We start from the raw sequence: 25,011 nt of genomic DNA on the forward strand, positions 1-25,011 counted from the left end.
GAGCGTATCCGATCGGGTCGCCAAAGTCTCTCACCCCTCCAATGAAGGGTCAATAATCATATATATTGCTTTTTGCTGACGGTTACCCTTAATTCGGGCATGTCAAATATCCGAAAATGGCTCAAAGCGGGCAGGTCATAACGACCATTCTTAATCACGGGGCCGTCTCACCGTGGCTGTGAAGTCGCGTCGGCAGATGAAGCCCGCTCTGTGACCGGGGGTGCGCGTTCGGCTGTCCTATGGTGAAGGGAGAAGGGTTCGGGTAAGGGTTCTGGCATGAGTCATGTTCATGATGCGTCCTGCGCCGTGGCGCACGGGGAGGCCGCTCCCGGTGAGCAGCCGCGAACACTCGTCGCGGTCTTCGCTTCGCCCATGGCCGGATTCCTGCTGAGATACGCGGCTGACCTGGGCTATCGCACGATCCTGCTGGAGCCCGACGCGGACCGCCCGGCCGATTTCCCCGGCGTGAAGCGGGTGACCGAACCGACCGCGGATTTCGACGACTCCACCGACGTCGTGGTCACCGACCACCACCGGGACGGCATCGGCCCGATACTGCGTGACGTGCTCGGCCGCCCGGTCCGCTGGATCGGCATCATCGGAAGCCCTCGCCACCAGGGCCCCCACGTCCAGGCGCTCACCGACCTGGGCGTACCGGCCGCCGAGATCGCCCGGGTGCACCGCCCGATCGGTCTCGACATCGGCTCCCGGACCCCACCGGAAATCGCCGTCGCCACCCTCGCCGGCCTGATCGCCGACCGCAACGACCGCCCCGGCGGCTTCACGTTCGCGAGATGACCGTTCCAGACGAGCGTTGAAGGTCGCCGCCTGGTCGTACCCCAACACCATGGTCATCTCGGTGCTGGAGCGCCGCCGCGAGATCGGCCTGCGCCGTTCTCTGGGCGCCCTCAGCACCGCCTGACCTGGTGACGACGTAAGGCGGGGCATCTCATACTGCAGGGGCAGGCCCCATCCCGCGGAACCGGACGCGCTTTGAGAGGGCGAGCTGCCATTTGCCCCATAACACGGAAATAGGGGGATTTTGAGTCGTATTCAGCGAACGGCCCAGCGCATACCTTGACTGCATCCCCTTACCGGGGGGATTCCATCCCGTCTGACCCCGGTGTTCACCGGCGGTGCTTCCCGTCCACCTCGTGTAAGCCGATCACCCCCATCGCTCGAGGAGCCCCCTGTGTCGAGGTTCTTACGTGTCACCATCGCCTTCGTCCTCGGACTGATCGTCCTCTTCAGCATGTCCCCCGCCCAGGCGGCGCCCGCGACCGACGACGTGCCATCGGCTGCCGCGGTCCGGGTGCTCAGGTACGACGCCAGCCGGGCCGCGGAGTTCCGCACCGTGGTGAACCAGGCGGCGCAGGTCTGGAACGCCAGCGTGACCAACGTCCAGCTCGTCGCCGGCACGCCCGCCGACTTCATCGTCCTGGCCGACAACGGCTGGCCCCGGGCCCAGGTGACCAGCCTGGGCCGGGGCACCATCTGGATGGGCCGGCAGGCGACTGAGCAGGGATACTTCCCGCTGCGGATCGCCACCCACGAGATCGGCCACATCCTCGGCCTCCCCGACCGGCGCACCGGCCTCTGCTCGGACCTGATGTCAGGCTCTAGCGCCCCCGTGAGCTGCACCAACGCGAACCCGAGCAGCGCGGAACGAGCCGCGGTCAACCGTAACTTCGCCGGTTCCACCCCCGACATCGAGTTCGGCGAGCTCTACATCGACGACGTCCTGGTCCCCACGCCGTAGACGATCGCCCGCCGCCCGCCCCGTCACCTTCCGAGCAGGAAGGCGACGGGGCCCGCTCGGGACATGACGCCCGACGGCGACGCCGTGACGATCTCGCATGCCGTACGGGGGAAGATCCCGGCGGAACCGCCGTGCGGGCCTGTCACCGAACGGACGTCCTGGGCCCACCACGATCGCGCGTCACCGACCCCGACGGCCTATGCTCGCCCTCGTGGTTGAAGCGATCTCCCGTCCCTCCGCCCGTATCCTCCTCGTCGACGACCGCGAGCGTGTGCTGCTGTACCGCGGTCTGGGCATGACCAAGAAAACCGACTACGCGTGGTTCACCCCGGGCGGCGGCGTCAATCCGGGCGAGGCGCTGACCGCGGCGGCGGCACGGGAGTTGCGGGAGGAGACCGGCCGCTCGGCCACCCCCGAAGCCTTCGGTCCCGTGGTGGCGACCAGCTCGGGCCACTGGACGAGTGCCGATGGCCGGCTGTTCCACTCCGAGGACTATTACTTCTTCCTCCGGGTGCCCGAGTTCCAGGTGGACATCTCCGGCATGGAGGATCGCGAACGCTCCCTGCTGGACACCCACCGCTGGTGGACCCTTCCCGACCTGCGGAGCACCGGCGAGAACCTCATCCCGCCCAGCATCGCCGTACTGCTGGACCGGCTGCTGGCCGAAGGAGCCCCCAGCGAGCCCGTCCTCCTGCCCTGGCACCACCCGCAGTAGACCCGCCGGATCCCTGGGGCCCTCTCAAGAGGGCCCAGGGAGCGCGTCGCCGCGGACGACGATCGACGCCCCCGAGGTCGTCAGGTGTCGTACCTGTCGTGGTGGAGGAACTGGCTGATGTGCCGTTGCCTGCCCAGGGCCGTCAGGTCGAGATAGTTGAAGGTGCCCACCATCAGGTCGGCGCCGCGTCCATAGGTCGAGTAGGTGTGGAAGACCTCGTCGCCGTCGCGCAGGAAGACGCTCACGCCGTGCCCGTCGCCCTTGATGAAGAAGGAGAGCCCTTCCAGGGTCAGCGTCGCCTTGTCCTTGTAGTTGTACTCGACGGGGGCGACGCTTTCGTCCATCGTGGCGTTGAAGTCGTAGTTGAAGTTGCTTCGGTACGACGAGTACCACGGCACCGTCCAGCCCATCCGCGCCCTGAACCGCTGGATGTCCGCGAACGGCGCGCGCGAGACGAGGGCCAGCGAGGTGTCGGCGGCGTGCAGGTGCGACAGATGGCCGATGTTGTCGGTCAGCATCGAGCAGCTGGAACAGCCCTCGTTGGTGTCCCATAACCACATGAAGTGGTAGACGATGAGCTGCCGACGGCCGTCGAACAGGTCGAGCAGACCCGAACTCCCCTCCGGCCCCTCGAAGACGTAGTCCTTGTCGACCTTCACCATGGGCAGCCCGCGGCGTTCCTCGTTGATCGCATCCCGCACGCGGGAGAGCTCCTTCTCCTTGGCGAGAAGCTCCTTTCTGGCGGTCAGCCATTCCTCCCGTGACACGACCTGCGGAAGATCCATGCTGCTCTCCTTGATTTTCGAAATACGTCTCTGGCGAGATTAGGCAGGAAACCCCCGCACAGCCATAGCCGGGAACCCCTACCGCACCGCACCGGACCCGGCCGTCTAGGGTGACGTCGTGGCGATACAGGTGATTGTGCTCAATGGCGGTTCCAGCGCCGGCAAATCCGGCATCGCGCGCTGTCTGCAGGCGGTTCTGCCGGAGCCGTGGCTGGCCCTCGGGGTCGACACGTTGGTCGAGGCGATGCCCGCCGCCATGCGGGCGTCGGGGGAGGGCATCGAGTTCAGCCCGGACGGGGCGGTGTCCGTCGGCCCGGCCTTCCGCGCGCTGGACAACGCCTGGTGCCGGGGCATCGCGGCGATGGCCCACGCCGGGGCGCGGATCATCGTGGACGACGTGTTCCTCGGCGGGACGCACTCGCAGGACCGGTGGCGGACCGCGCTGCACGGTCTCCAGGTGCTCTGGGTCGGAGTGCGTTGTGACAGCGCGGTCGCGGCGGGCCGCGAGGTCGCCCGTGGCGACCGGATCTCCGGGATGGCCCGGTCACAGGCCCAGGTGGTCCACCAGGGAGTCCACTACGACCTCGAAGTGGACACGACGAGCACCGAGGCCATGGAGTGCGCGCGGACGATCGCCGGTCACGTCGGCTGACCGGCCACACCCTTCCCTCGTACGGCTCGCCGTCGACCGGTGGCGGCTGATTCACGGGGCTCCGGCTCCACCTTGCCGCCCTGCGGCAGACGCGAAGCGGAAAGGCCAGGCCGACGGGCCTGGCCTTGGGTTCGCTCCTGTCAGGGGGTCTGGAACTTCACCTCGGGGTTGGCCGTCGAAGGCCCGTCGAGCAGCGGCTGCCGGATACCGCGCAGGTGCAGGTCGAAGAAGGCGCCGACGTAGTCACGCGTGATCTCCCCCGAACGCCGCCCCGACAGCGGCGCGTCCGGCGTGGACAGGCCGAGCTGGCCGCCGAGCACCGGCAGGTCGATGAAGGTGAAGTGCCCCGAACCGGCCACGGTCAGCCAGCGCTTCCAGCCGTCCAGCCGAGCCCAGTCCCGGTCCCAGGACTCATCCTTGCCACCCGGACGGTGCAGGGATTCGGTGCCGAGCATCATGAAGGGGCGTCCGTCGAGGCCGGCGGCGGGCACCGGGGCGAAGAACGTGCCGTCCATGTTGACCCCGGCCCGCACCCGGCGGTCGGTCTCCATGGTCCGCGCGGCGCTGTTTCCGCCGATGGAGTGCCCGGCCATGCCGATCCGGCCACGGTCGATCATCCCGGCGTGCTTCCAGGCCGGACGACGCCCGGTCAGCTCGTCGAGCACGAAGGACACGTCCTTGGCGCGGCCCTCCGCGACGACCTTGATCCCACGGTCTTCGGCCAGCTCGCAGGCGACGCAGGTGGTCATCCGCCCGCCGGGGAACGCCGTGCCCGACGACTCGTAAGCGTGGTCGACCGCCGCGACGACGTATCCCCGGCTGGCGAGGTCCTCGGCGACCAGGGTGAGAGTGGTGCGCGGCAGCGAGAACCCGGGCGACAACACGACCAGCGGATACCGGCCGGCGACGGGACGGGCGCCGGCGCGGGCGTTCGTCCGGGTGGCGGTCACCGTCTTGACCGGGATCGCCTTGTCCAGTTTCTGGAACTCAAGCAGCAGCCTGGCCTCCTCCTTTCCCATGTAGGGAGCGACTGCACCCGATCCCCGGCGGGCGGGATAGAACATCGACACCATCAGCTCCCGCGCCCCCGCCTTGGGCACCCACGGGTCCGGGCGATCCTTGTCGACGAGATGCAGCGTGTCGCGGCCGACCGCGTTCGGACCTGTCGGGCGGGGCAGCACGAGCCGGGGCTCAGAGACGGGCGCGGAGCTCTCGGCGGTTGCGGGCACCGCCGCGGCCACCGCACCGATCGGAAGCGCGGCGGCGAGCAGAGCGGCCAGGAAGCCGCGAGCAATTCTGGACATGATCGAACCGTACGGATTCCGGCCGTACGGGCGACACTGACGTAGGTCAGGCGCCACCCCCGTCTTTAGTCAGGGTCTGGTTCACGAGCCGGATCTCGCCCCTTCCAGGACAATCCCGTCAGCTTGCAGGAGACCGGGGGCGCCGTCGCGCTGTCGTCCGCGTTCTTCAACTCCAGTTGCGAGCTGGAAATGCAGAATGGCTCAGCATGGCTGAGAAACTGGTCCGCGACAAGATCCCCGACGTGTACCCCGGCAACACCTACCGGCAGGCGGCGCCGGATGAGCGAGCCGGGTTGCTACGGGCCAAGCTCGCCGAGGAGACCAACGAGTACCTCACCTCGCGGCATCCCGGCGAACTCGCCGACATCCTCGAAGTCCTGCACGCCCTCGCCCGTCTCCACGACCTGGACCCCGCCGGTCTGGAACTCCTCCGCGAAGCCAAGTCGGCCGAACGTGGAGCCCTCACCCAGGGGATCGTGCTCCAGAATCTGCCGGTACGGCACAGCGTCCGCGCCGTTCTGCTGGACGGCGACGACCTCGTGCTGTTCCGCCGGGTGCGGGCGGGCCGCGAGCCGTACTGGATCACGCCCGGCGGCCAGGTCGAGTCCGGCGACGACGGTCTGGAGGCCGCGCTCCGCCGCGAACTGGACGAGGAACTCGGCGCCACCACCGGCCCCGCCCTCCCGCTGATCACCCTGGACGCTCCCGGCGCCAGGTACAGCGTCTTCGCCTGCCGGCTGCACTCTCTCGACCTGTCCCGGCGCAGCGGCCCCGAGTTCGACGATCCCGCCAACGGCACCCACGAGATCCAGCGGGTCCCGTTCACCCCCGAGGGGCTGCGCGGCGTGCATCTGGTGCCGATCGAGCTGGCCGACTATCTCAGCATGAATACCGACACCATCCCCGCACTCCTGGAGACCTTCACCAGCGGTGGGCGTTATCGACCGGTCGTGGACGTCCACGTGCTGCTTCTCGACCCGGCCGGCCGGGTGCTGCTCGGCAGGCGCGAGAACACCGGGTACGCCGACGGGGAGTGGCAGATCATGCCATCGGGACACCTCGAAGAGGGTGAATCCGTGGTGGACACCGCCATCAGGGAGGCCCGCGAGGAGCTCGGCGTCGACCTCGTCGACCTCGAACCCACCAACGTGGTGCACCACCGCAACCCCGGCGGAACCGCACGGATCGGAATCTTCTTCACTTCACGCAAATGGCGCGGCAATCCGGTCAACGCTGAACCACACAAGTGCGCCGAACTCGCCTGGCATCCCCTCGACGACCTCCCGCCCGGCACCATCCCCTACGCCGCCGCCGGAATCCGCGCGACCGGACTCCCTCTCTCCCTGCACGGCTGGGCGACCCCCGCCCCCACCGACCTCGCCGCGGAGGCCACCCGCGCCGGATACCAGGAAATGACGGTCACAGTACTCGGCCACCACAAGGACACCCTCCTCATCCACTCCACCCCCGAAACCGACCACCTCCCCACCACCCTCGTACGGCACGGCGAATCCCTGACGGCGGCGGCGGCCCGAATCGTCCCCGGCGACCCCGTCTTCGTCCGGGCGGACGACTACATCTCCCCCACCGGACTCCCCGCACGCCGCTTCGTCTTCACCGTCGAGTGCGACGCCTCCACACCCGTCCCGGACGGCGTACACCTGCTGCCCGCCGACTCGCCGCTCCGCCTCACCACCACGGACCAGCGAATCATCGCCGACACGCGCATGCAGCGTGCCGCGCCCGACCGCGTGCGGACCGGTCGGACGCGGTAGCACAAGCCGACTCTCAGATGGCCGTAAGACAGGAAGCACCCCCGTCTTTCATCAGATATCCCTACACCGGCCGTCCTTCGTGGCGGAGGTCGGCCTCCAGGCCGTCGAGGAGGGCCCGGAGACCGTATTCGAAGGTGTCCTCGGGCGACATGTTGTAGTCCGCCGACGGCGCGTCCACGCGGATGCGCAGGCGCGGGAAGCCCATGGCGATCTCGCGAGCCTGGGTCATGGCCTCCCCGATGAGTTCCTCGGCGTTCTTGCCGGTGCGGTTCAGCCGCTTGGTGAGCGAATCCAGGGCGGATGTGCCGAGCACGTTTCCGAGCACGTAGGTGAAGACGGCGGCCGCGGCCCGGTCGGCCGCCGCGTCGCGGAAGCCGGCCGCCTCGAAGACGGCCAGGCTGTGTTCGTCGTGGCGGGCCTTGCGCGGGCCGTAGAGGAGGTACGAGCCGAGAGCCTGCACCAGCCACGGGTGCCTGACGAACATGGCGTGCAGGCTGGCGGCCATCCTGGTGGCCGCCGTCCGCCAGTCCACGGCGGCCAAATCGGGCGTCTCGACCTCGTCCCAGACGTGGTCGCCTGCCAGCAGCAGGATGTCGTCCTTGTTCTTGACGTGCCAGTAGACCGCTGTGGCGGCCGCGCCGAGCCGCCTGCCGAGGCTGCGCATGTTCAGGCCGTCCAGGCCCTCCTCGTCGAGCAGTTCTACGGCGGTGGAGACGATCTCGTCCCGGGTCAACGTGTCGCGTGGCATGGCCCTCAGGATAGAGCAGGCATACCCCTCTTGCACTAAGTTCAAGTCAGGGCTTGCACTTAGTTCAAGTGCCGCGTTACGTTGCTCTTGCACTTAGTTCAACCGGCCGCCCGGCACCAGCCTCGGCGCAACAGAGAAGAGACCCCCATGAACATCGTCATCGCCGTGATGCAGATCCTCGTCGCCCTGGCCTTCGTGAGCATCCCGCTGGTTCGGAACCGCTACGGGGCCACCGCCACGGCCCGGGCGCACGCGGAGCTGACCCGGCAGAACGTGCCGACGACCGTCCTGGCCGACAACGGGATGCGGTTCGACGCCGGCGGCCACGAGACCTGGGCCCCGGTGAGCATCGCCGCCCTCATGATCGGCCTGGCCGGGCTCAACCTGTTCACCGTCCCCTGGGCGCACACCGCCACCTGGATCGTGCAGACGCTCGTCCTGATCGCCAACGGCGCCATCCTCTACAGCCAGCTCACCGCCGAGAAGTCGGTGCGTGCCGCCTTCGCCCGCAAGGGCGACCCGGACCTGGCCCGGATCGACGTGCCCGCCCTCCTGGCGGCCGCCGAAGCCGGCTTCCCCACCTGGACGTGGACGCTGGGGAAGGTCCGGCACATCGTGGTCTTCGGCGCCTCGATCCTCGCCCTGGCAGTCACCGCCGCCGCGTGACCGGCAAGCCCCCACACACATACGACTACCGGCAGCGGGCCAAGCTCGATCGTGCGCCCGCTGCCGAGCCGGTGAAGATCTCAGACCTCGATGACGACCTTCCCAGGAGCATGCCCCTCCTCCATGTATCGGATGGCCGCAGGGATTTCCTCGAATGGATAACGCCGGTCGATGACCGGCGTTATCTTGCCGTCCTCGATGAACTCGGCCAGGGTCATCAGGTTCTTTTTGTTCTCCGTGCATTGAACCACGTTCGCCATGACCATTCTCTGAGACACGAGCGGCGACATCGCGAGCGTCGAGAACATACGGCCCACGGGTCGTATCCATCGGCCGCTCCGCCCGCCGACTCCGACGTAGGTTCCCTTGGGCGTCAACACCCGACGGTATGCCTTTCCCGAGTGGCTTCCCGCGTTGTCCAGCAGAAGATCGTAGCGCTCTCCATTCCGCGTGAAATCCTCCGCGGTGTAGTCGATGACCTTGTCCGCGCCGATCGATCGGACCAGGTCCACATTCCGCGTGCTGCAGACGCCGGTGACCTCCGCGCCGAACGCCTTGGCGATCTGCACGGCGAACGTCCCCACGCCTCCCGAAGCCCCGTTGACGAGAATTCTCTGTCCCGGCTGAATTCGTCCCATGTCGCGCAGGCCCAGCAGGGCGGTGTTGGCCGCCATCGGCACCGCCGCCGCCTCCTCGAACGACAGGTTCTTCGGCTTCGGCGCCAGTTCGCCCGCACGGACGCATACGTACTCGGCGAAGCCGCCCTGCTTGAGCATCGCGAACACCTCGTCGCCGGGGCGGAACTCCGTCACGTCCTTGCCGACCGCCTCGACCTGCCCCGCCATGTCGGCGCCCAGGATGTTGATCTTCGGCTTGCGCAGCCCGGGACCGCCGCCCATCAGACGCGCGATGTACGGCTCGCCTCTCATGTGGTGCCAGTCATAGGGCTGGACGGAGGTGGCGCGCACCCGGACCAGCACCTCGTCATCGCCGGGCACGGGCTTACCGATTTCGGTGAGATCTAATGCGTCGGGTGAACCGTACGAGCGCAGAACGAACGCCTTCATCGTATTCTCCTCATCCAGCGGGTGTCGGCCGTGGCGAAAGTCCATCGGGGACCGCCACACGTCGTGGCCCGAATTGATAGGAGGCATCGCCAATCAGATGCGCTTCTTGAGCCACGCAAATTACGGTAGAAGGCCAATGCAAAGGACTCATCAGCCGAAAGTACGCCTGATTGGTGGATGATCGGCCGACTCAGATCAGGCCGTTCCACCGATGAGCCGCCACCGCCTCATTCGTCACGATCGAGTCATGACCAACGAGAGCCCGATCCCGCAGTCGCCGCGAAGTGGCCGGCCGACGAACACCTCCTCCGCCAGGGCGAATTGGCTCGTGCCCGCTGCGCTGATCGTGCTCAGCGCCGTTCCGATGGCCGCCGGAGCCGTCCGCCTGACCGAGCTGACAGGCGGCGCGGAAATCACGCCGGCCAACGCACGATTCTTCGCGGCGCCCCTTCCCGTGGTGCTGCACATCGTCGGCGTCTCCCTGTACAGCATTCTGGGGGCCTTCCAATTCGCCCCCCGGTTCCGCCGCCGGAAGTCCGGCTGGCACCGGGTCGCCGGGCGGGTCGTGGTCCCATGCGGACTCGTCGCAGCGCTTTCGGGTCTGTGGATGACCCTGTTCTATCCCCGCCCTGTCGGTGACGGTGATCTCCTTGCCGGCTTCCGGCTCGTGTTCGGCTCGGCCATGGTCCTGGCCATCGTTCTCGGCTTCGCCGCGATCCGGCGGCGGGACATCGCCCGGCACCGCGCCTGGATGACCCGCGGTTACGCGATCGGCCTGGGCGCAGGCACGCAGGCGCTGATCCTCGGGCCCTGGATGGTGATCGTCGGCACACCTGGCGAGATCCCCAGAGCGCTGCTCGTGGGCGCCGGCTGGGTGATCAACCTCGCCGTGGCCGAATGGATCATCCGCAGGCGGCCGGCCAACCGACCCGGGCGCTACTGATGCTTCCGTGGGCGGTCGTGCGGACCGGTGAAGGAACACGCCGTGTCCCCCGACCGTCGAGAAACGGGACTTGCCACTGCGTCCGGCTCAGCTCTTGACGCGGTTGGTCTCATAGGCCCATATGGCGATCTCGACGCGATTGCGGGCGCCGAGCTTGGCCATCAGGCTGGCGATGTGGGACTTGACGGTGCTGAGCGAGATGTAGAGCTCGTCGGCGATCTCGCTGTTGGTTCGCCCACGTGCCACGGTGGCCAGGATCTGCTCTTCCCGGTACGTCAGCGCCTCGATGGGGTGCGCCGGCGACGAGGCGGGCCCGGCGCGGGCGAAGACCCCGAGCAGTCGTGCGGTGATGCTCGGGGCGATGAGCGCGTCGCCGTTGGCGGCGGCGTGAACGGCCTGGGAGAGCAGGTCGGCGCCGGCGTTCTTGAGCAGAAAACCCCGGGCCCCGGCTCTCAGGGCGGCGTAGACGTACTCGTCGAGGTCGAACGTGGTGATGACGACGACGGCGAGGGGATCCTCGACGGTCGGTCCGGCGAGGGAGCGGGTGGCTTCGATGCCGTCGACGCCGGGCATGCGAATGTCGAACAGGCACACGTCGGGGCGTAGGCGGCGGGCGAGCTCGACGGCGCGTCGCCCATCGGGTGCCTCGCCGATGACCTCGATGTCCGGCTGGGCGTCGAGGATCATCGTGAGGCCGGTGCGGACGATCTCTTGGTCGTCGGCGACGACCACCCGGATGCTCATGTCGTCGGCCCCGTTCGAGGCAACTCGGCGGTCACGGTCCAGCCTCGAGTGGGATTCGGGCCGGCGACGCAGGTGCCGCCGAGCAGGTCAGCGCGTTCGATCATGCCGATGATCCCGTATCCCGGCGGCGCCGTCGGGCGCATGAGGCTGCTGTCGCCGTCGTCGCTCACGCGCAGGTACACCGACTTGACGTCGGCGGCGACACGGACCGTGATGTGGGTGGCGTTCCGCGCATGTCGTCTGGCGTTGGTGACCGACTCCTGGGCCAGGCGGTAGATCGCGGCCCCGACCGATGGAGGGAGGTCGTCGAGGTCGCCCACGATCTCCACCTCGACGGACGGACCGGAGCGGTCTCTGCCCGCGAGCTGTTCGAGATCGGTGATGCGCCGCCCGGGCGTCAGGTCCGCCGTTTCGTTCCGGCGGAGGACGTGGACCATGGCGCGCATCTCGGCGAGCGCGCGCGCCGCCTCGGCCTCGATCACGTGGAGCGCCTCGGTCGCGGCGTTCGGTCGCGACGCCGATGTGGCGATGCCCGCCTGGGCGCGTATCGCCATCGCCGAGACATGATGAGCGACGGTGTCGTGCAGGTCGCGGGCCAGCTGTTCACGTTCGAGCAGCTTGACCTGATCGAGCTCGCGCATCCTCGCCCTGGCCCGATACCGGAAGGCCCAGCCCAGGGTGATGGCCGAGAACATGACGGCGAAGGCGCCGACGACGTTGGCGACGACGGCGCGGTCGGACACCATCGAGAGGCCGGCCGCGACGATCATGATCGCCAACCCGATCACGGCCTCGCGTCCGGATCCCCACCGGAACAACGAGTACGGCAAGATCAGCAGATACGCCACCGTGAACATTTCCGAAGGGGGCTCGCCCATCAACAGTGGGGCCAGGCTCGTGACGACGAAACATATCGCGACCATCAGCAGCGGTCGGGTCCGCCGCCACAACAATGTGGGCACCAGCCCGACGGCGACAATCACCGCGATGACCCGCCACGGAAGTTCCGGCCGCAGCACTCCTTCGAGCACCGCGAGCGGCACGAGCACCCCCACAAGCGCCCAGTCCCGCCACACCCGCACTGGCGGGTTGGGGGGACTGGGCTCGTCCCACACGGAGCGAAGAAGGGCGAGCACGTAAATATCCTACGAGAGTTTCATGTCGCTATAAACCGCCAAAAGTACGAGACGCATATTTCGCTGACATGCATTTATTGCGTGAGATGAACTGCCACCACCAGCAGGGATCCGGCGGAATCGGCGGCAGTGGCCCCCGACGACGCACGCCAACTTGCCGCTCCGCCACATACCAGCGAATCATCGACGGCTCGCGCAAGTCCGGTACGGATGGTGACCCTTTGGTTACTGTGCGGAGAAGTCAGTGAACCTGAGTGGCCATAGTCGCCCCAAGCGCCGCTCCACCACCATGAGGCTGCACCTCCCACGAGACCGGCTGGAAGGACCAACCCATGGCGAGTGAGTTCCAACGAACCAAGGTGGCCCGGGTGTTCGACGCGATGGACGCCAACGGCGACGGCCTCCTGCAGGAAGCGGACTTCGCGGCGCTCGCCATGCGCTGGGCCGCGTTACAGGGCTCGCCGGCGGGCTCGGCGGCCCACGCCCGGCTGACCTCGATCATGATGGGCTGGTGGACCACCCTCCTGACCAGCCCCGACCGCGACACGGTCACCCTGGAAGAGGTCCTGCTGATCGTCGACCAGCTGGCCGATCACCCCGACGCCGTCATCCGGACCGCCCTGGCGATGTTCGAAGCCATCGACCAGAGCGGCGACGGGCGGATCTCCGCGGCCGAGTTCAACCAGCTCATCGAGACGTGGAACGGCCGCGCCACCGACACGGACACGATCTTCCCGCTGCTCGATCTCGACGGCGACGGCTATCTCGGCAAGGATGAGTTCGTCCGGCTCTGGACCCAGTTCTGGGCCGGCGACGACCCCGACGAGCCCGGCACCTGGATCTTCGGCCACTTCGAGCTGCCCGTGCCGCGCTGACCCGATCAGACCGCTCGGTCCTCCCACACCTGCTTGAGCAGGTCGGCGAACACCTCGACCGGCTGGGCCCCGGAAACGCTGTACTTCTCGGCGAAGACGAAGGAGGGCACCCCCGAGACCCGGAACCGACGCGCGAGCTCCTCATCGGCCCGCACCACGTCTCCGTAGTCCTCCCCCTCGAGCACCTTTCGTACGGCGACGCCGTCGAGACCCGCTTCGGCCGCCAACCTCGTCAACGTCTCCCGGTCGCCGAGATGCGCCCCGTCGGCGGTGTAGGCACGCATCAGACTCTCTCGCACCGCCTCCCCCCGGCCGTGATCCTCGGCGTACTGCATCAGCCGGTGCGCGTCGAAGCTGTTCACCGGCCGGGCCTTCTCCAGCCGATACGTCAGCCCCACGTCGGCGGCCAGCGAGGTGATGTGGCTCAGCCCGTCCCTCGCCTGCGCCTCGGACATCCCGAGGTCGCGTCGCATCCGCTGCGGAATGGCCTCCTCACTCTCCCGAGGCGCGCCCGGATCGAGCTCGAAGCTACGCCACCGCACCCGTACGGCGTCGCGATGCTCGAACTTCCCGAGCGCGGCCTCGAACCGCCGCTTGCCGATGAAGCACCAGGGACACACGAGGTCGGACCAGATGTCCACCGTGATCTCACTCATAGGCTCACCCTAGGTTCTGGGCTATCTAAAAGTAAGCACGTACCTTCGAGTAAGCTGCCCTCATGAACGTAGGTCCCCAGGTGACGTCCCGGCCTAGCGATCCTCGGAGTGACGTATATAACAGCGACTGCCCCGGCCGCGCCGTACTCGACCATGTGACCAACCGCTGGGGCATGCTCATCCTCACCGCCCTCGGCCACGGCCCCCTGCGCTTCTATCTGCTGCGCGACCGGATCGGCGGGATCAGCGAGAAGATGCTGTCGCAGAACCTCCGCACCTTGGCCCGCGACGGACTGATCAACCGCGAGGTCCAGCCCGCGACACCGCCCAGTGTGACCTACGCCCTCACCCCGCTGGGCCACGAACTGGCCGGACACCTCCAGGGCCTGGTCGGCTGGATCGCCGCCCACACCGGCGACATCCTCACCGCCCAGCAACGCCATGACGAACACACCTAGGGAGCCCCTTGAAATACGGGGACGCAGGATGGCGCCAACGCCTCAGGAACGAGCCCGTCGCGATCGCCGCTCAGCTCAGCTAACCATTCTTGGTCACGGTGCCGGTCTTGGCGTCGACCTTGATCCCCTGCCAGGTGCCATCCGGGGTGACGGCGTCGACATCCCAGACGAGGAGATCGCCGTCGTACCTGTCCAGGCTCATGTGGGTGATCTTGCCTTGCGGCACCGAGGAGGACACCTTCTCCACCGCATCCTTGAAGGTCAGCTCGGCGTCCTTGATTATTGCCATGACCCTGGCCTTCTCCCCTTTGCCGGTGTCCTTGACCCTGGGTTCCGAGAGCACCTTTCCTGACGCGCCCACTTCCAGCAACCGCTCAGTACCGTCGGGTCCGGCCAGTTGGACCCCCCAGATCTCGCCGCCGTTCTCCGACTGGACCGAGAGGAAAGTGGAGCCCTCGACGGCATTCATGGCTGCGGTGGCCACCTTCTCCAGGATCGCCATCCCGCCGGGTTCCTGGCTGGGGCCGCCCGGCGGCCCCCACGATGACATGAGGCCTCCTACGGGTGCCGCCTTGATGACACTGGACCGCGTCTGGACGCCCCCGCAGGCCGCAACCGCAAGCAATGCCGAGCCGACAAAGATGGTGCCAATGATAGCCTTTGACCGTTTTCCACCATTCATACTGATGACGCTGCCCGGAACTCGACAAAGGCACGCCCGGAGGTCGGACAATACGGTCAATCACTGCCCGACCGACCGTCGTCAGTAGCTCCGTCACCGGTGTCATGAAGAACCGCGTCAGCGACCGACCGATGCCGACTCGTACTTGTCGGGTTTCGGCTCCGCCATCGGCATCAGCGCCCACACCGACTGACGCCCGCCGCCGACCCTTCGCACACCCCACCGGCACGAAAGCCGTTCCACCAGCCACAGCCCTCGCCCATCGAGGCTCTCAAGATCCGGCTCCCGCTGCCGGGGCACGGTCGCCGCCCCATCGTCGATCACCTCGATCCGGACCATCTCCGCACCAGCATCGAAGACCACCACCATCACCAGACCGCCCGCTCCGCCCGACTCGGTGTGCTTCACCGCGTTCCCCACCAACTCGCTCACCACCAGCAACGCGTCATCCACCCCCACGCACCCGACCGCCTCCAACACCACCCCCGCCCACTCCCGAGCCACCGAAACCGACCGCTCCACCCCGGGCAACGTCACCACCCGTGGCGGCCAGGCCATCACCGCGCCCCCAAGGCCCGCTCGGCTTCCCGCGCTCGACACTCAAGGTCCTCAGCGGTCGGTGACTCAAGATGCGTCACCGCCCCCAGGTGCCGAACCCGCGGCACCGCCCAGAACCGCCCGGTGTGCTCGCCGTACCACACCACCCAGTACGGCAGGCGTACGGCGAGCATCCGCACGTGACGTCTGGCAGTCGTCTCGTCCATCCAACGGCCCTCACATCCGGCGGAATCATGGTCGATTCCAGTAGAGGACCTGCACCCTGGCCAGCGGAGGGTGACAATGAGGTGCACCAAGAGACACGTCGTGTGACCGGCGAGGGCAGGGGTTGGACATGACAGATCCTCCACAGTGGGCGACCCGGATTCGCACCGAACGCAAGGCCCGCCTCTGGGACGTCCACACCATGGCCCGCCACCTCCGCAGAACCGCAGGCAACGACCCGTTGCCCGACCACGAAGCCCTCGTCCGCTCGATCCGCCGCTGGGAATCAGGAAAGATCACGGCCCTGACCGAGCGCTACCGGTTGCTCTACTGCGGGGCGATGGGACTTGACGAGGACGACCTCTTCGGCGGCGTCTCTCCGACTACCGGCGACCCATCAACACCGCTTCACGACCTGGGCGCTATGACAGCCTTTCGCGGAGCCGATCGACGCGTGGGCGGAGGCCACCTGTACGAAAGCGTCCTCGGCTATCTGCGACGGGACATCGCCCCGCAGCTGTTCGGCCGCCCGGATGGATCCGCAGCCTTCATCACCGCCGCCGCCTTCACCGAGATGGCCGGCTGGATGGCCCACGACGCCGGCCAGGACACCACCGCCGACCAGCACTTCTCCCAAGCCCTCGACCTCGTCACCGTAGGCGGCGACCGTCAGCTCGAAGCCCACATCCTGGGCAGCATGAGCCACCTCGCCCTGCACCGCGGGTGCGCAGGCGATGCCGTACGGCTCGCACGCCGTGGCACCGACATGCTCACCCGATCACGCACCTCAGCTCCGACGATGCAAGCACGACTGCTGACCATGGCGGCTCGGAGCCGCGCGTCGCTGGGAGATCCCGCAGCGTGCACAAGGCTGCTCGACCGGGCCGAGCGTGCCCTCAACCACCCACAAGAGGATGAGCCCTCACCGTGGATCGGACCCTTCGACGAAGGCTCCCTCGCTCTGGACACCGCCCGCTCCATGCTCACACTGGGACAACTCGATGAGGCCCGTCGTCAGTCCGATCGAGCTATCGCCCTTCGCTCTCCAGATCGCGCACGAAGCCGCGCCTTCGGCCAGCTCGTCCTGGCGAAGGTCATGCTGGCCGAAGGGTGCGTTGGTGAGGCATGCCGACTCGTCACAGGGGTCGCGGAGGACACTCGCTCCCTGAGCTCCCTCGTGGTAGCCCGCGAACTGGCAGAGATCGGCCGACGCCTGAAGGCGTACCGTGGAGAGGAGATCGTCACCGCATGCCTGATCCTGCTGCACCAGGCGGTGACGGAGCGATATCGGCTCTACCAGTGGGGAGCTTCTGATCGTGAACCCGGACGCCCCGCTCTATGAGCGCGACCCCGCCGCCTGGCACGCCCACCTCGCCGAAGGCAACGCCAAGCAGGCCAGGAAACGCGTCGGGGCCGACGTCCTGATCCGCGACGAACAGGGCCGCATCCTGCTGGTGGACCCGAAGTACAAGCCCGACTGGGACCTTCCCGGCGGAATGGCCGAGGCCAACGAATCCCCACTGGCCGCCGCCCGGCGGGAGATCAAGGAGGAACTCGGCCTCGACCTGGAGATCGGCCGCCTTCTCGTCGTCGACTGGGTTCCCCCACACGGCCCTTGGGACGACTCCCTCATGTTCATCTTCGACGGCGGCATCCTGCCAGCCGACCAGGCCGCAAGCATCCAGCTCAGCGACCAGGAACTATGGCAGTACCGTTTCCAGAACCCGGACGGAACAGCTCAGTTACTCCGACCGTACGTCCTACGGCGTGTGCGAGCAGCTTTCGATGCATTGAGCTCGCAGAGAGCATGCTTCATCGACGACGCCTTGTGAGGGCGTACCACGAATGAGAACGAGGAGGACGGGAATGGAGAACCCTGACCTGTCAAATGCCGACTGGCGCACCAGTAGCCTGAGCGGCGGCAACGGCGAGTGCGTGGAGGTCGCCTTCGTCGGCCAACACGTCGCCGTCCGAGACAGCAAGAACCCCGACGGCGCCGTGCTGTTCTTCACCCCTGGCGAGTGGCAAGCCTTCACAGGCGGCGTCCACCTCGGAGAATTCACGCTTCCTTAGACATCGCAATGCCGAATCCCAGCCTTTCGCCGGGTTCAGGAAGCCCGCGACCTCGTAGAAGAAAGTACGGCAGGCCCCGCTCTACTGATCCGCCAGCCGAGGAACCGCACGCACCGCCGCATCCCGTATCAAAGGTCTGGGAGCAACGGATTCACCTCTGGGTCACCTCACATGCCATGAACCACCGCGAATCAGCTACGGCATTTACTTGCACCAGCACAAGATCACTCCCATCGTGCAAATGTTTCAGGTTCGTTCATCCGAGTCGGCTGTGCCGGCATCTATCGAACTAGCCGACGCGGTTGGCGGAGGTTCGCCCCTTGTTCCAGCTTTCAACCACCATCTGGTAGCACTGGCTCTCTCGCGACCCGGTGCCACTGTTGTTGTAACCGCCGTTCGAGGCTCGGGTCAAAGCTTCGGAGCGCCAGCGCGCCGCCAAGCCCCGCTTGAGCATCTTATTCGCGAGCTCAGAGTCATCAATGCTGGAACCGTGGCGACCGAGGAACATCGCTACACCGCCCAGGATGACACCGTCCCAAGACTCCTTGTCCCTGCCCCAAGCCGCCTCAACCACCTTCAGAGTTCGGTCCAGGATCTCCTGACCATGCTGCCTCGCAATGCGCAGCACAGCCGATACTGCACCCACACTGTTCGTTGAGCTCGAGCCCAGACCAAGACCGTGGCTCTTGAGCACATGGTCGACGCTCACACAGAGAGCATCCCCGGCTGTCAGACCAACCTTGTACTCGTCCAGGGTGCTGACCTTCGCCGACTCTCGGTTCTTGATGAGAAAGAGAGTCGCCTCCTGCTGCTGATTAAGGCCGTAGTGAATTTCCGCCTTGATCGTCCGCAGACCTTGGATCTTGCAGGCCTGAGTGCGGTGCATGCCATCAACGATGTACCGGGTACCGTCAGCACGCTCAGAGACCACGATCGAGCCTAGAGCGTCCACAATCAGACCGTCAGCGATACCCTTCGCTCGCTTTTGGTTAAGCCCCCGCTGCGCCTCTTCGTCGACCTTCAGTGAGTCGATTTCGACCTCGATGCCGTACTCAACGCGGTGGTCCGGGAGTACGTACTGGAAACGCGACTTAGCCATGGGCGGCACCTCCGTATCACGGTTTGCTGGAGCTACGACTGAAGGCGTTCTTGAGACGAGCCCGGCGGAGGAGGAGCGTTTTTGAGAAACTCAGTCGCAACCGTCTCGCTCGTCGTTGACACTGTCCTATGGGCGTCGCCATTCCGCTCTTCCCAGCGTAGAACTGGTGTAGGCTCCCACCATCTACGGCTAGCTATTGCTCCACGCTGCCCACCCTGGTCAGTCATAGAATTGAGCCATACGCCCAGTACAACCAGGGCGATCACAACAACCCAAATCAGCACGTTGTGCTTCCACTCGGTGGCGAAATTCACGGCAACACCCGTCCCGGCCGTCGCCAGAGCGCCCCAGATCTTCCACGACTTGAGGTTCATGTCTGATGACCTCTCAGGACGATTTCTCGACGGAGTACGCCCTGCGGTGTCCGGGCTCAACACCTATTAGGCCTATGTCTGGACACTAACGATTCCTTGACCTGAGCACAACCAGAAGTTGGTTCCCGCAAGCCCGGATGACAGCGCCCAACCCGGCTTCGTCCCATCGACCAGGCAAGCGCACCGCCATTAAAACCATGACAAATATGGACAAAAGAGCACATATATCCATGTCACAGGCTCATTTGGAGCTTAAGGTGCTGGCTTGATAACAAAGAGATAACGAGACTCTGTTGGATCGGGGGAACCGACCAGTCGCGAGGTTGGCACGGGGCTTCAGTCCGCTATGGGGTGGCACCGAAGCGTGCCCGTCGTCTCTTCTGGAGCTGGCTACACCGCAGACGTCGCCCTAACCGGTGCCCCACCGGCTTTCGGTCTAGAGCTGAGCTAGTCGAGGATCGAGATCGCCTCACGCATATACCCGGGCCTTGCCACAAGGACTGTGCCCCAGCTAATTCCGCCTCAAGGCCCTCTTCCCCCACGCAGACATCAAGGCCAAGATAGAAGCATGGCGAAGATCGCAGAATTCTTCATGGTCACCGTTAACTCAGCCCCACATCCGACAGAGGTTGAGTGCGGATATCAGGTTATCCACACAGCTGATGGCGCTCTACTACAGTTGAGCACTTACGGTTCAGACGGTCGACAGTCCCGAAAGAAGACCAGCCAGACGATCCAGCTTGATCAAGAACGCGCCGCAGAACTTCTTCAGATCATAACCAACACTTTTCCCGCACTAAGGAGATCACCTGACTAAAGCCAGCCAAGAGCTTTGTTGCGATATCAAACCGCTAGATCTCTCATTACATTTCATGGGCGAGTGAATTCGATTTTCGACGACCTCGTCCGAGATTCACCGTCGTAGTCACTCCTGCTTGCGGCCGTAGGCGTAGATGACCTGGGTGGTTATGGAGGCGGTGGACGGGAGGGTCGTTTTGAAGTGGGTCTCCAGGGTGATGAGGTCAGTTGGGGAGAGGGTTTGGAGTTCGGGGTAGTGGGGGCTGGTGGAGAGGACGCGCCAGGCGTGGGAGGGGTCGGAGGCCGGGAGGGTGAGGGTGTCGGCGATTGTGTGGGTGGGGGTGAAGTCGGCGCGGGTCAGGGCGGCCTCGCTGCGGTCCTCCGTTCCGAGGGCGGCCATGGGGTCGGTTAGGGAGAGGCCGAGGTCGGCGGCGCAGGCGCGGAAGATCCTTGCGGTAGATGGCTCTCCCTCTCGCATGGTCGAGAATCCGACGAGCCCGCCTGGCTTGAGGACTCGGCGCCATTCCCTCAATGCCTGGTCTACTGGGAGATAGAGCATGCCGGAGGCGCAGATCACCGCGTCGAACTCGGCGTCGAACTCGTTCAGGTCGGTGACGTCCGACTGGATGTAGGAAACCGTGGCCGGGGCGTGCCGTACGGCTTGGGTGAGCATTCCGGGTGAGATGTCGGCTCCGATCACCCGGCCCGTCGGTCCCACCACGGTGGCGGCGGCTCTCGCGGCCAGGCCTGTGCCGGTCGCGGCGTCCAGGACGTGCCAGCCGGGTGCCATATCGGCGAGTTCCACCAGGCGCTTGGCGTATCGGACGTGCCACTCCGCGTTCTCGTAGTGGTCGGCTCGCTCGTCGAAGTACGCCCGCGTCGTCTCTGGGTCCATGATCCTATTGTGGGCGGGGCAGGTCAGGGGTGCCCAGCCGGATGTGCTCGCCGTACTGGGTGGAGCGGACGTTGAGTTTGCCGAACCGGCGCAGTTCCCACCGGACATCGGCGAGGTCCAGCATTCGCATTTCGTTGATCCTCAAGCCCACAGCGGCGATCAATCACGATGGTGCCTGTGACCGCCACGCTGGTCCGGCCGGTACGGCCGGCCGGTGTCGATACGGTGCTGCCGTGGCTGACATTCACGAGCTCATGGTCGCGATGGACCTGCGTGGCGACCTGTCCGAGGCCGAACTCGCCGAGTTGCGCTGGCACCTGGGCCTCGGCTCGCGGCCCGAGCACATCGCCGAGGAGACGATCATCGTCAATGAGGTTCTCGATCTGCTGGACGACGAGCAGAAGCCGGTGCGGGATAAGGACGGCGACTGGGTGATCAAGGAGTTTCCGCAACCGGCGTGGGGCGACGGTTCGCCGTACGCGGCCTCGAAGATTCCTGGTGCCGGCTGCTCGATCCTGGTGCACGCGGATGACCACGACGACGAACGTTGGGCACTGACCTGCCGCTGGGAGATCCACCCCGACGGGCATGCCGAGGTGGCCGGGTTGATCGACTGGTTGGCCGCCCGGCTCCACAAGAAGGAATCCTTTTTCGGCTACCAGCGCTGGTATGAGGACCATGAGCCGGAATTGCTCAGCGTCCGTGACGGGAAGGTCGTGACGTGTCGCGACGGCGCATTCGTCCCGCCGTTCTGGGATGAACCTGACGCGGACTGAGCGATCAATCGCTTTCTACCGGGCCTTTCATCCCGTGTGGAGTAACGACACCCCAAGCTTCACCTGCCTGGTCAACGAGGCAGGGGGTTCGCCGTACTGGGTGGAGTGGGTAAGGCGCGAGCCGTACTGGGTGGAGTGGGTTAGAGGGCGTTCAGCCAGGGGTGCTCGCCGTACTCGGTGGTCAGGGCTTCGTTCAGCCAGGTGCGCTGGGTTTCGGTCAGGTGAGGGAGGGCCTTGGTGAAGTCGGTGTGGTCCTTGGGGCGGGGGGATTTGGACTTGTAGAGGAGTTGGATCTCGGGGGTCAGGCGGGAGAAGCCGTCGTCGGGGATCAGGGTTGAGGTCAGAGGGCGGCGGATTCGGGGGTTGCGGCGGTAGAGCCAGTCGTCGCCGTCTGACTCTTCGAGCATGAGCTGGAAGCGCCAGGGGCCGCCGTCGCGTACCCAGATGTCGTGGACGCCGGGTGGGAGGAGTTCGTCTGCGGGCCAGGGGCGGAGGGTGCCGGGTGGGTCGGCGGCCCAGCAGTCCCAGCCGGTGAGGTGGCGGCGTGCGGTGGCCTGGTCGCGGCGGAGTACGGCGATGTCGATGTCGTCGTGTCGCCGGTAGGCATCCCCGATGGCCAGCTCGATCGCGTATCCGCCGGCCAGCCACCAGGGGACGGGCAAGCCCTCGAACACGTCGACCACTTCGGCGGGCGACAGCGGCTCCCAAGGACCCCAGGGCGTCTCGATCAGCGACATTCCGCCATGGAAGCACAGCTGACAAGGAGCGAATACGGCAGGCGTCAGCGCTCCGCCTCTCCGGGTACGTCGCGCGGGCATGGGGGGCGGGGACGGCAGCCGTCAGCGCCCTCCGACTCCCCAGGTATGAAGCGCAGGCCAAGGGGGGCGGAGGCGGCAGACGTCAGCGCCCGTGCAGAACGGACCGAAGCACCATCGTCCTCGACGGTCTCAGAACCCCCGCGACGACCTCCGTACGGCCCGCCTGAACATCCCAGCAACCGTCAAAGCTCACGACCGGGTCAGCCGACGATGATGCGTTCCTCGGGGAGTTCGTAGCGGCGGATTCGGTCGCGGAGGGCGAGGGCGGAGAAGAGGGTGAGGGGGCCGACGCGGCCGGCGAACATCAGGATGGCGATCACGATCTGGCCCGGTTCGGTGAGGTGCGCGGTGATGCCGGTGCTGAGGCCCACGGTGGCGAAGGCCGAGACGGCCTCGAAGAGGACCTGGTTCAGGCTGTGCGGGGTGAGGACGAGCAGGATGTAGGTGGCGAGGCCGATGAGCACGACGCTCAGCAGGGTGATCGAGAGCGCCTGACGCTGCAGGGTGCTGGCGATGCGGCGGTGGCCGATGTTGACCGAGGTCTCGCCCCTCAGTTCGCTCCACACGGCGAAGGCGAGCACCGCGAAGGTGGTCACCTTGATGCCGCCGGCGGTGCCCGCGCTGCCGCCGCCGATGAACATCAGCGCGTCGGTGGCCAGCCAGCTTGAGGGATACATCGCGGTGATGTCGAGGCTGTTGAAGCCGGCCGTACGGGGCATGGCTCCGGTGAAGAAGCCGGCCAGGAGCTTGCCGGGGGTGTCGAGGGGGCCGAGGGTGCGGGGGTTGGACCATTCGGTGACGGTGATCAGGATTGCGCCGATGACCAGCAGGGCCAGCGTGGCCACCACGGTCACCCGGGTAAGGGCGGTCCAGCGCCGGGGGCGGCGCCAGGAGCGGAGCAGTTCGAAGACGACGGGGAAGCCCAGCCCGCCGACGATCACGGCTGCCGCGATGGGCAGGCAGATCCACGGGTCGGCGGCGAAACTCATGAGGTTGTCCGGCAGCAGCCCGAAGCCGGCGTTGTTGAACGCGGAGATCGCGTGGAAGACGCCCATGTAGATCGCGCGCCCGTACGGCTCGCCGTACCCGAGGATGAGGCGGAGCGTCAGGATGACGGCGGTCACGGCCTCGGCGACGAGGCTGAACAGCACCACGTTGCGGATGATCCGGCGGACGTCGGTCATGCTGAGGGTCTTGGTCTCGGCCTGGGCGACCATCCGGGCCCGCAGGCCGAGCCGCCCGGAGAGCAGCAGGGCGAAGAGTGTGGCGAGGGTCATGATGCCGAGGCCGCCGACCTGGATCAGCAGGGCGATGACCACTTCGCCGAAGCCCGACCAGTGGGCGCCGGTGTCGACGGTCACCAGGCCCGTTACGCAGATGGCCGAGGTGGCGGTGAACACCGCGTCGACCAGGCTCGCCGCGCGGCCCGACTCGGTGGCCGCCGGGGTCGCCAGTAACGCGGTGCCGATGAGGACCGCGGCGGCAAAGCCGAAGACGATGAGTTGCCCGGGATGCCGAAACCCCTGGAACCCGCGCAATAGGGAGAACACTGGCCACTTCCTACCGTCGCACCTGATCTGGCAGCAAGGCGGGCCACCAATCCATACGCGTTCTTGACGCCGCAGTGTGCTATCAATTAAATGACCAGATACACACATCCAGTCAAACATTGGGTGAACGATGAGAACCGGCAAGGCAGGACGGCCGCCGCAGGACCCCGCACGCCAGTTGGCGCGGGCGCACCGCATCCTCGACGCGGCAGGAGAGCTGGTGCTGCGCTGGGGCTACGACAAGACCACCATCGACGACGTCGCCACCACTGCCGGCGTCGCCAAGGGCACCATCTACCTGCACTGGAAGACCCGCGAGGAGCTGTTCTCCGCGCTGCTCCGCAGGGAGCGCGTCATCCTGCTGACCGAGGTACGGCGGCGCGCCGAGGACGGCACCGGCATGCCCGGCGAGCTGATCACCCTGCTCGCCGGCGCGCTGGTCGAGCGGCCCATCATGAAGGCCAGCCTGCTCGGCGACTCCAGCGTGCTGGGCAAGCTGACCCGCCTCAAACGCGACAGCGACAGCCCCACCGCCCTTGAGACCCACCTGGAGACCTACCTGGGCGAACTCATGACGTACGGCGCGCTGCGAGCCGACCTGACGCCCCGCGAGCACGCGCACATCCTCGCCTCGATCCTCTACGGGTTCATGATCGTGCCGCAGCTGCTGCCCGCGGGTTACCGGCTGCCGGACGCGCGCCTGGCCGAGCTGACCGGCGACGCCGGCGGCCGGGCCCTCACCCCGAACGCACCGGACGCACCGGTCACCCCCGAGAACGCCCGCGCCATCGCACGGGTCACCCTCGACTACGTCGACAACGCCCTGGAGATCGCCCAGCGCAAGCTCGCCGCCTCCCTCGGCGACCCCCTCGGCGACCCCCTCGGCTCCAAGGAGAAGTGA

General features: G+C 66.6%; 29 protein-coding genes. 14 read left to right on the top strand and 15 right to left on the bottom strand.

The features are described 5' to 3' along the window. Positions 1-276: 276 nt before the first annotated feature. The 3 genes from MBA17_RS18500 to MBA17_RS18510 all read left to right on the top strand — a co-directional run bounded on the left by MBA17_RS18500 (position 277) and on the right by MBA17_RS18510 (position 2,474). Positions 277-798 carry an XdhC family protein gene (locus MBA17_RS18500; protein WP_238497739.1) on the top strand — a complete coding sequence of 174 codons (522 nt, stop codon included), beginning with the start codon at positions 277-279 and terminating at the stop codon, positions 796-798. A 394-nt stretch (positions 799-1,192) separates the two neighbouring features. Next, positions 1,193-1,759, top strand: a complete 567-nt coding sequence (locus MBA17_RS18505; RefSeq protein WP_238497740.1) for a snapalysin family zinc-dependent metalloprotease — start codon at positions 1,193-1,195, stop codon at positions 1,757-1,759. A gap of 211 nt (positions 1,760-1,970) precedes the next feature. Then, complete coding sequence (locus MBA17_RS18510; protein WP_238497741.1) at positions 1,971-2,474, top strand: NUDIX hydrolase; 504 nt, start codon at positions 1,971-1,973, stop codon at positions 2,472-2,474. 80 nt (positions 2,475-2,554) lie between these two features. On the opposite strand, the gene MBA17_RS18515 is transcribed toward MBA17_RS18510, so the two are convergent. Then, the gene (locus MBA17_RS18515) at positions 2,555-3,259 is read right to left on the bottom strand and encodes a DUF899 domain-containing protein (protein ID WP_238497742.1); all 705 of its coding nucleotides are present in this window, start codon (positions 3,257-3,259) and stop codon (positions 2,555-2,557) included. Between the two features lie 118 nt (positions 3,260-3,377). Between MBA17_RS18515 and cpt the strand changes: the two genes are divergently transcribed. After that, complete coding sequence (cpt, locus tag MBA17_RS18520; protein ID WP_238497743.1) at positions 3,378-3,911, top strand: chloramphenicol phosphotransferase CPT; 534 nt, start codon at positions 3,378-3,380, stop codon at positions 3,909-3,911. Between the two features lie 140 nt (positions 3,912-4,051). On the opposite strand, the gene MBA17_RS18525 is transcribed toward cpt, so the two are convergent. Next, positions 4,052-5,215 carry an alpha/beta hydrolase family protein gene (locus MBA17_RS18525; protein WP_238497744.1) on the bottom strand — a complete coding sequence of 388 codons (1,164 nt, stop codon included), beginning with the start codon at positions 5,213-5,215 and terminating at the stop codon, positions 4,052-4,054. A gap of 206 nt (positions 5,216-5,421) precedes the next feature. On the opposite strand from MBA17_RS18525, the gene MBA17_RS50460 reads away from it, so the two are divergent. Further along, positions 5,422-6,990 carry an NUDIX domain-containing protein gene (locus MBA17_RS50460; RefSeq protein ID WP_455432790.1) on the top strand — a complete coding sequence of 523 codons (1,569 nt, stop codon included), beginning with the start codon at positions 5,422-5,424 and terminating at the stop codon, positions 6,988-6,990. Positions 6,991-7,051: 61 nt separating this feature from the next. Here MBA17_RS50460 and MBA17_RS18540 read toward each other — a convergent pair whose 3' ends face one another. Further along, entirely contained in the window at positions 7,052-7,738 is a 687-nt protein-coding gene (locus MBA17_RS18540) for a TetR/AcrR family transcriptional regulator (RefSeq protein WP_238497745.1), read from the bottom strand. A 147-nt stretch (positions 7,739-7,885) separates the two neighbouring features. Between MBA17_RS18540 and MBA17_RS18545 the strand changes: the two genes are divergently transcribed. After that, positions 7,886-8,404 (top strand): hypothetical protein, encoded by a 519-nt coding sequence (locus tag MBA17_RS18545; RefSeq protein ID WP_238497746.1) that lies wholly within the window; start codon positions 7,886-7,888, stop codon positions 8,402-8,404. Between the two features lie 80 nt (positions 8,405-8,484). Here MBA17_RS18545 and MBA17_RS18550 read toward each other — a convergent pair whose 3' ends face one another. After that, positions 8,485-9,516: an NAD(P)-dependent alcohol dehydrogenase gene (locus MBA17_RS18550; RefSeq protein WP_238497747.1), complete on the bottom strand. Its 1,032-nt coding sequence runs from the start codon at positions 9,514-9,516 to the stop codon at positions 8,485-8,487. Between the two features lie 202 nt (positions 9,517-9,718). Here MBA17_RS18550 and MBA17_RS18555 point away from each other — a divergent pair, with 202 nt between their 5' ends. After that, complete coding sequence (locus MBA17_RS18555; RefSeq protein ID WP_238497748.1) at positions 9,719-10,414, top strand: DUF2306 domain-containing protein; 696 nt, start codon at positions 9,719-9,721, stop codon at positions 10,412-10,414. A gap of 87 nt (positions 10,415-10,501) precedes the next feature. Here the strand turns inward: MBA17_RS18555 and MBA17_RS18560 are convergent, their stop codons facing one another. Together MBA17_RS18560 and MBA17_RS18565 are read right to left on the bottom strand one after the other, a co-directional pair. Continuing rightward, positions 10,502-11,158 carry a response regulator gene (locus MBA17_RS18560; protein WP_238497749.1) on the bottom strand — a complete coding sequence of 219 codons (657 nt, stop codon included), beginning with the start codon at positions 11,156-11,158 and terminating at the stop codon, positions 10,502-10,504. Then, positions 11,155-12,294 (bottom strand): sensor histidine kinase, encoded by a 1,140-nt coding sequence (locus tag MBA17_RS18565; RefSeq protein ID WP_238497750.1) that lies wholly within the window; start codon positions 12,292-12,294, stop codon positions 11,155-11,157. The genes MBA17_RS18560 and MBA17_RS18565 overlap by 4 nt, the downstream gene beginning before the upstream one ends. Before the next feature lie 332 nt (positions 12,295-12,626). Here MBA17_RS18565 and MBA17_RS18570 point away from each other — a divergent pair, with 332 nt between their 5' ends. After that, positions 12,627-13,169: an EF-hand domain-containing protein gene (locus MBA17_RS18570; RefSeq protein ID WP_238497751.1), complete on the top strand. Its 543-nt coding sequence runs from the start codon at positions 12,627-12,629 to the stop codon at positions 13,167-13,169. Between the two features lie 5 nt (positions 13,170-13,174). Here the strand turns inward: MBA17_RS18570 and MBA17_RS18575 are convergent, their stop codons facing one another. After that, on the bottom strand, positions 13,175-13,825 hold the full coding sequence (locus MBA17_RS18575) for a DsbA family oxidoreductase (protein WP_238497752.1): 651 nt from the start codon (positions 13,823-13,825) through the stop codon (positions 13,175-13,177). Positions 13,826-13,887: 62 nt separating this feature from the next. On the opposite strand from MBA17_RS18575, the gene MBA17_RS18580 reads away from it, so the two are divergent. Next, the gene (locus MBA17_RS18580; RefSeq protein WP_238497753.1) at positions 13,888-14,283 is read left to right on the top strand and encodes a winged helix-turn-helix transcriptional regulator; all 396 of its coding nucleotides are present in this window, start codon (positions 13,888-13,890) and stop codon (positions 14,281-14,283) included. A 79-nt stretch (positions 14,284-14,362) separates the two neighbouring features. On the opposite strand, the gene MBA17_RS18585 is transcribed toward MBA17_RS18580, so the two are convergent. The 3 genes from MBA17_RS18585 to MBA17_RS18595 form a co-directional block, all read right to left on the bottom strand. After that, entirely contained in the window at positions 14,363-14,833 is a 471-nt protein-coding gene (locus tag MBA17_RS18585) for a PepSY domain-containing protein (RefSeq protein WP_238497754.1), read from the bottom strand. A gap of 249 nt (positions 14,834-15,082) precedes the next feature. Beyond that, on the bottom strand, positions 15,083-15,523 hold the full coding sequence (locus MBA17_RS18590; RefSeq protein ID WP_238497755.1) for an ATP-binding protein: 441 nt from the start codon (positions 15,521-15,523) through the stop codon (positions 15,083-15,085). After that, a complete protein-coding gene (locus tag MBA17_RS18595; RefSeq protein WP_238497756.1) occupies positions 15,523-15,729 on the bottom strand; it encodes a hypothetical protein in 207 nt (68 codons plus the stop codon). The genes MBA17_RS18590 and MBA17_RS18595 overlap by 1 nt, the downstream gene beginning before the upstream one ends. 128 nt (positions 15,730-15,857) lie before the next feature. Here MBA17_RS18595 and MBA17_RS18600 point away from each other — a divergent pair, with 128 nt between their 5' ends. Genes MBA17_RS18600 through MBA17_RS18610 form a run of 3 tightly spaced genes read left to right on the top strand, consistent with a single transcriptional unit; the run spans position 15,858 to position 17,800 of the window. Then, positions 15,858-17,069 carry an NsdA family TPR-like regulatory protein gene (locus MBA17_RS18600; RefSeq protein WP_238497757.1) on the top strand — a complete coding sequence of 404 codons (1,212 nt, stop codon included), beginning with the start codon at positions 15,858-15,860 and terminating at the stop codon, positions 17,067-17,069. Continuing rightward, positions 17,044-17,559: an NUDIX domain-containing protein gene (locus MBA17_RS18605; RefSeq protein WP_238497758.1), complete on the top strand. Its 516-nt coding sequence runs from the start codon at positions 17,044-17,046 to the stop codon at positions 17,557-17,559. Before MBA17_RS18600 ends, MBA17_RS18605 begins: the two co-directional genes overlap by 26 nt. Before the next feature lie 34 nt (positions 17,560-17,593). Continuing rightward, positions 17,594-17,800, top strand: coding sequence for a DUF397 domain-containing protein (locus MBA17_RS18610; protein WP_238497759.1), 207 nt, complete (start codon positions 17,594-17,596; stop codon positions 17,798-17,800). Between the two features lie 289 nt (positions 17,801-18,089). Here the strand turns inward: MBA17_RS18610 and MBA17_RS18615 are convergent, their stop codons facing one another. The 3 genes from MBA17_RS18615 to MBA17_RS49525 all read right to left on the bottom strand — a co-directional run bounded on the left by MBA17_RS18615 (position 18,090) and on the right by MBA17_RS49525 (position 21,096). Further along, positions 18,090-18,899, bottom strand: coding sequence for a DUF6551 family protein (locus tag MBA17_RS18615; RefSeq protein ID WP_238497760.1), 810 nt, complete (start codon positions 18,897-18,899; stop codon positions 18,090-18,092). Between the two features lie 1,299 nt (positions 18,900-20,198). Further along, a complete protein-coding gene (locus tag MBA17_RS18620) occupies positions 20,199-20,966 on the bottom strand; it encodes a class I SAM-dependent methyltransferase (RefSeq protein ID WP_238497761.1) in 768 nt (255 codons plus the stop codon). A gap of 4 nt (positions 20,967-20,970) precedes the next feature. Next, positions 20,971-21,096 carry a hypothetical protein gene (locus tag MBA17_RS49525; RefSeq protein ID WP_274385602.1) on the bottom strand — a complete coding sequence of 42 codons (126 nt, stop codon included), beginning with the start codon at positions 21,094-21,096 and terminating at the stop codon, positions 20,971-20,973. Between the two features lie 4 nt (positions 21,097-21,100). Here MBA17_RS49525 and MBA17_RS18625 point away from each other — a divergent pair, with 4 nt between their 5' ends. After that, the gene (locus MBA17_RS18625; RefSeq protein ID WP_238497762.1) at positions 21,101-21,742 is read left to right on the top strand and encodes a hypothetical protein; all 642 of its coding nucleotides are present in this window, start codon (positions 21,101-21,103) and stop codon (positions 21,740-21,742) included. A gap of 140 nt (positions 21,743-21,882) precedes the next feature. On the opposite strand, the gene MBA17_RS18630 is transcribed toward MBA17_RS18625, so the two are convergent. Together MBA17_RS18630 and MBA17_RS18635 are read right to left on the bottom strand one after the other, a co-directional pair. After that, a complete protein-coding gene (locus MBA17_RS18630) occupies positions 21,883-22,479 on the bottom strand; it encodes a nucleotidyltransferase domain-containing protein (protein ID WP_238497763.1) in 597 nt (198 codons plus the stop codon). A 281-nt stretch (positions 22,480-22,760) separates the two neighbouring features. Next, positions 22,761-24,110 carry a TrkH family potassium uptake protein gene (locus tag MBA17_RS18635; protein ID WP_238497764.1) on the bottom strand — a complete coding sequence of 450 codons (1,350 nt, stop codon included), beginning with the start codon at positions 24,108-24,110 and terminating at the stop codon, positions 22,761-22,763. Between the two features lie 130 nt (positions 24,111-24,240). Here MBA17_RS18635 and MBA17_RS18640 point away from each other — a divergent pair, with 130 nt between their 5' ends. Further along, positions 24,241-25,011, top strand: coding sequence for a TetR/AcrR family transcriptional regulator (locus tag MBA17_RS18640; protein ID WP_238497765.1), 771 nt, complete (start codon positions 24,241-24,243; stop codon positions 25,009-25,011).

Source organism: Dolomitihabitans soli (assembly GCF_022213955.1).
In the GTDB taxonomy this organism is placed as follows: domain Bacteria; phylum Actinomycetota; class Actinomycetes; order Streptosporangiales; family Streptosporangiaceae; genus Streptosporangium_A; species Streptosporangium_A soli.

Bases quoted from the DNA above. Each gene is read 5' to 3' on its own strand.
- MBA17_RS18515 (WP_238497742.1), bottom strand. From the start codon at position 3,259: ATGGATCTTCCGCAGGTCGTGTCACGGGAGGAATGGCTGACCGCCAGA.
- MBA17_RS18550 (WP_238497747.1), bottom strand. From the start codon at position 9,516: ATGGACTTTCGCCACGGCCGACACCCGCTGGATGAGGAGAATACGATG.
- MBA17_RS18570 (WP_238497751.1), top strand. From the start codon at position 12,627: ATGGCGAGTGAGTTCCAACGAACCAAGGTGGCCCGGGTGTTCGACGCG.
- MBA17_RS18555 (WP_238497748.1), top strand. From the start codon at position 9,719: ATGACCAACGAGAGCCCGATCCCGCAGTCGCCGCGAAGTGGCCGGCCG.
- MBA17_RS18545 (WP_238497746.1), top strand. From the start codon at position 7,886: ATGAACATCGTCATCGCCGTGATGCAGATCCTCGTCGCCCTGGCCTTC.
- MBA17_RS18610 (WP_238497759.1), top strand. From the start codon at position 17,594: ATGGAGAACCCTGACCTGTCAAATGCCGACTGGCGCACCAGTAGCCTG.
- MBA17_RS49525 (WP_274385602.1), bottom strand. From the start codon at position 21,096: ATGCGAATGCTGGACCTCGCCGATGTCCGGTGGGAACTGCGCCGGTTC.
- MBA17_RS18500 (WP_238497739.1), top strand. From the start codon at position 277: ATGAGTCATGTTCATGATGCGTCCTGCGCCGTGGCGCACGGGGAGGCC.
- MBA17_RS18575 (WP_238497752.1), bottom strand. From the start codon at position 13,825: ATGAGTGAGATCACGGTGGACATCTGGTCCGACCTCGTGTGTCCCTGG.
- MBA17_RS18640 (WP_238497765.1), top strand. From the start codon at position 24,241: ATGAGAACCGGCAAGGCAGGACGGCCGCCGCAGGACCCCGCACGCCAG.
- MBA17_RS18560 (WP_238497749.1), bottom strand. From the start codon at position 11,158: ATGAGCATCCGGGTGGTCGTCGCCGACGACCAAGAGATCGTCCGCACC.
- MBA17_RS18615 (WP_238497760.1), bottom strand. From the start codon at position 18,899: ATGGCTAAGTCGCGTTTCCAGTACGTACTCCCGGACCACCGCGTTGAG.
- MBA17_RS18525 (WP_238497744.1), bottom strand. From the start codon at position 5,215: ATGTCCAGAATTGCTCGCGGCTTCCTGGCCGCTCTGCTCGCCGCCGCG.
- MBA17_RS18600 (WP_238497757.1), top strand. From the start codon at position 15,858: ATGACAGATCCTCCACAGTGGGCGACCCGGATTCGCACCGAACGCAAG.
- MBA17_RS18540 (WP_238497745.1), bottom strand. From the start codon at position 7,738: ATGCCACGCGACACGTTGACCCGGGACGAGATCGTCTCCACCGCCGTA.
- MBA17_RS18590 (WP_238497755.1), bottom strand. From the start codon at position 15,523: ATGGCCTGGCCGCCACGGGTGGTGACGTTGCCCGGGGTGGAGCGGTCG.
- MBA17_RS18580 (WP_238497753.1), top strand. From the start codon at position 13,888: ATGAACGTAGGTCCCCAGGTGACGTCCCGGCCTAGCGATCCTCGGAGT.
- MBA17_RS50460 (WP_455432790.1), top strand. From the start codon at position 5,422: ATGGCTGAGAAACTGGTCCGCGACAAGATCCCCGACGTGTACCCCGGC.
- MBA17_RS18630 (WP_238497763.1), bottom strand. From the start codon at position 22,479: ATGTCGCTGATCGAGACGCCCTGGGGTCCTTGGGAGCCGCTGTCGCCC.
- MBA17_RS18585 (WP_238497754.1), bottom strand. From the start codon at position 14,833: ATGTCATCGTGGGGGCCGCCGGGCGGCCCCAGCCAGGAACCCGGCGGG.
- MBA17_RS18595 (WP_238497756.1), bottom strand. From the start codon at position 15,729: ATGGACGAGACGACTGCCAGACGTCACGTGCGGATGCTCGCCGTACGC.
- MBA17_RS18620 (WP_238497761.1), bottom strand. From the start codon at position 20,966: ATGGACCCAGAGACGACGCGGGCGTACTTCGACGAGCGAGCCGACCAC.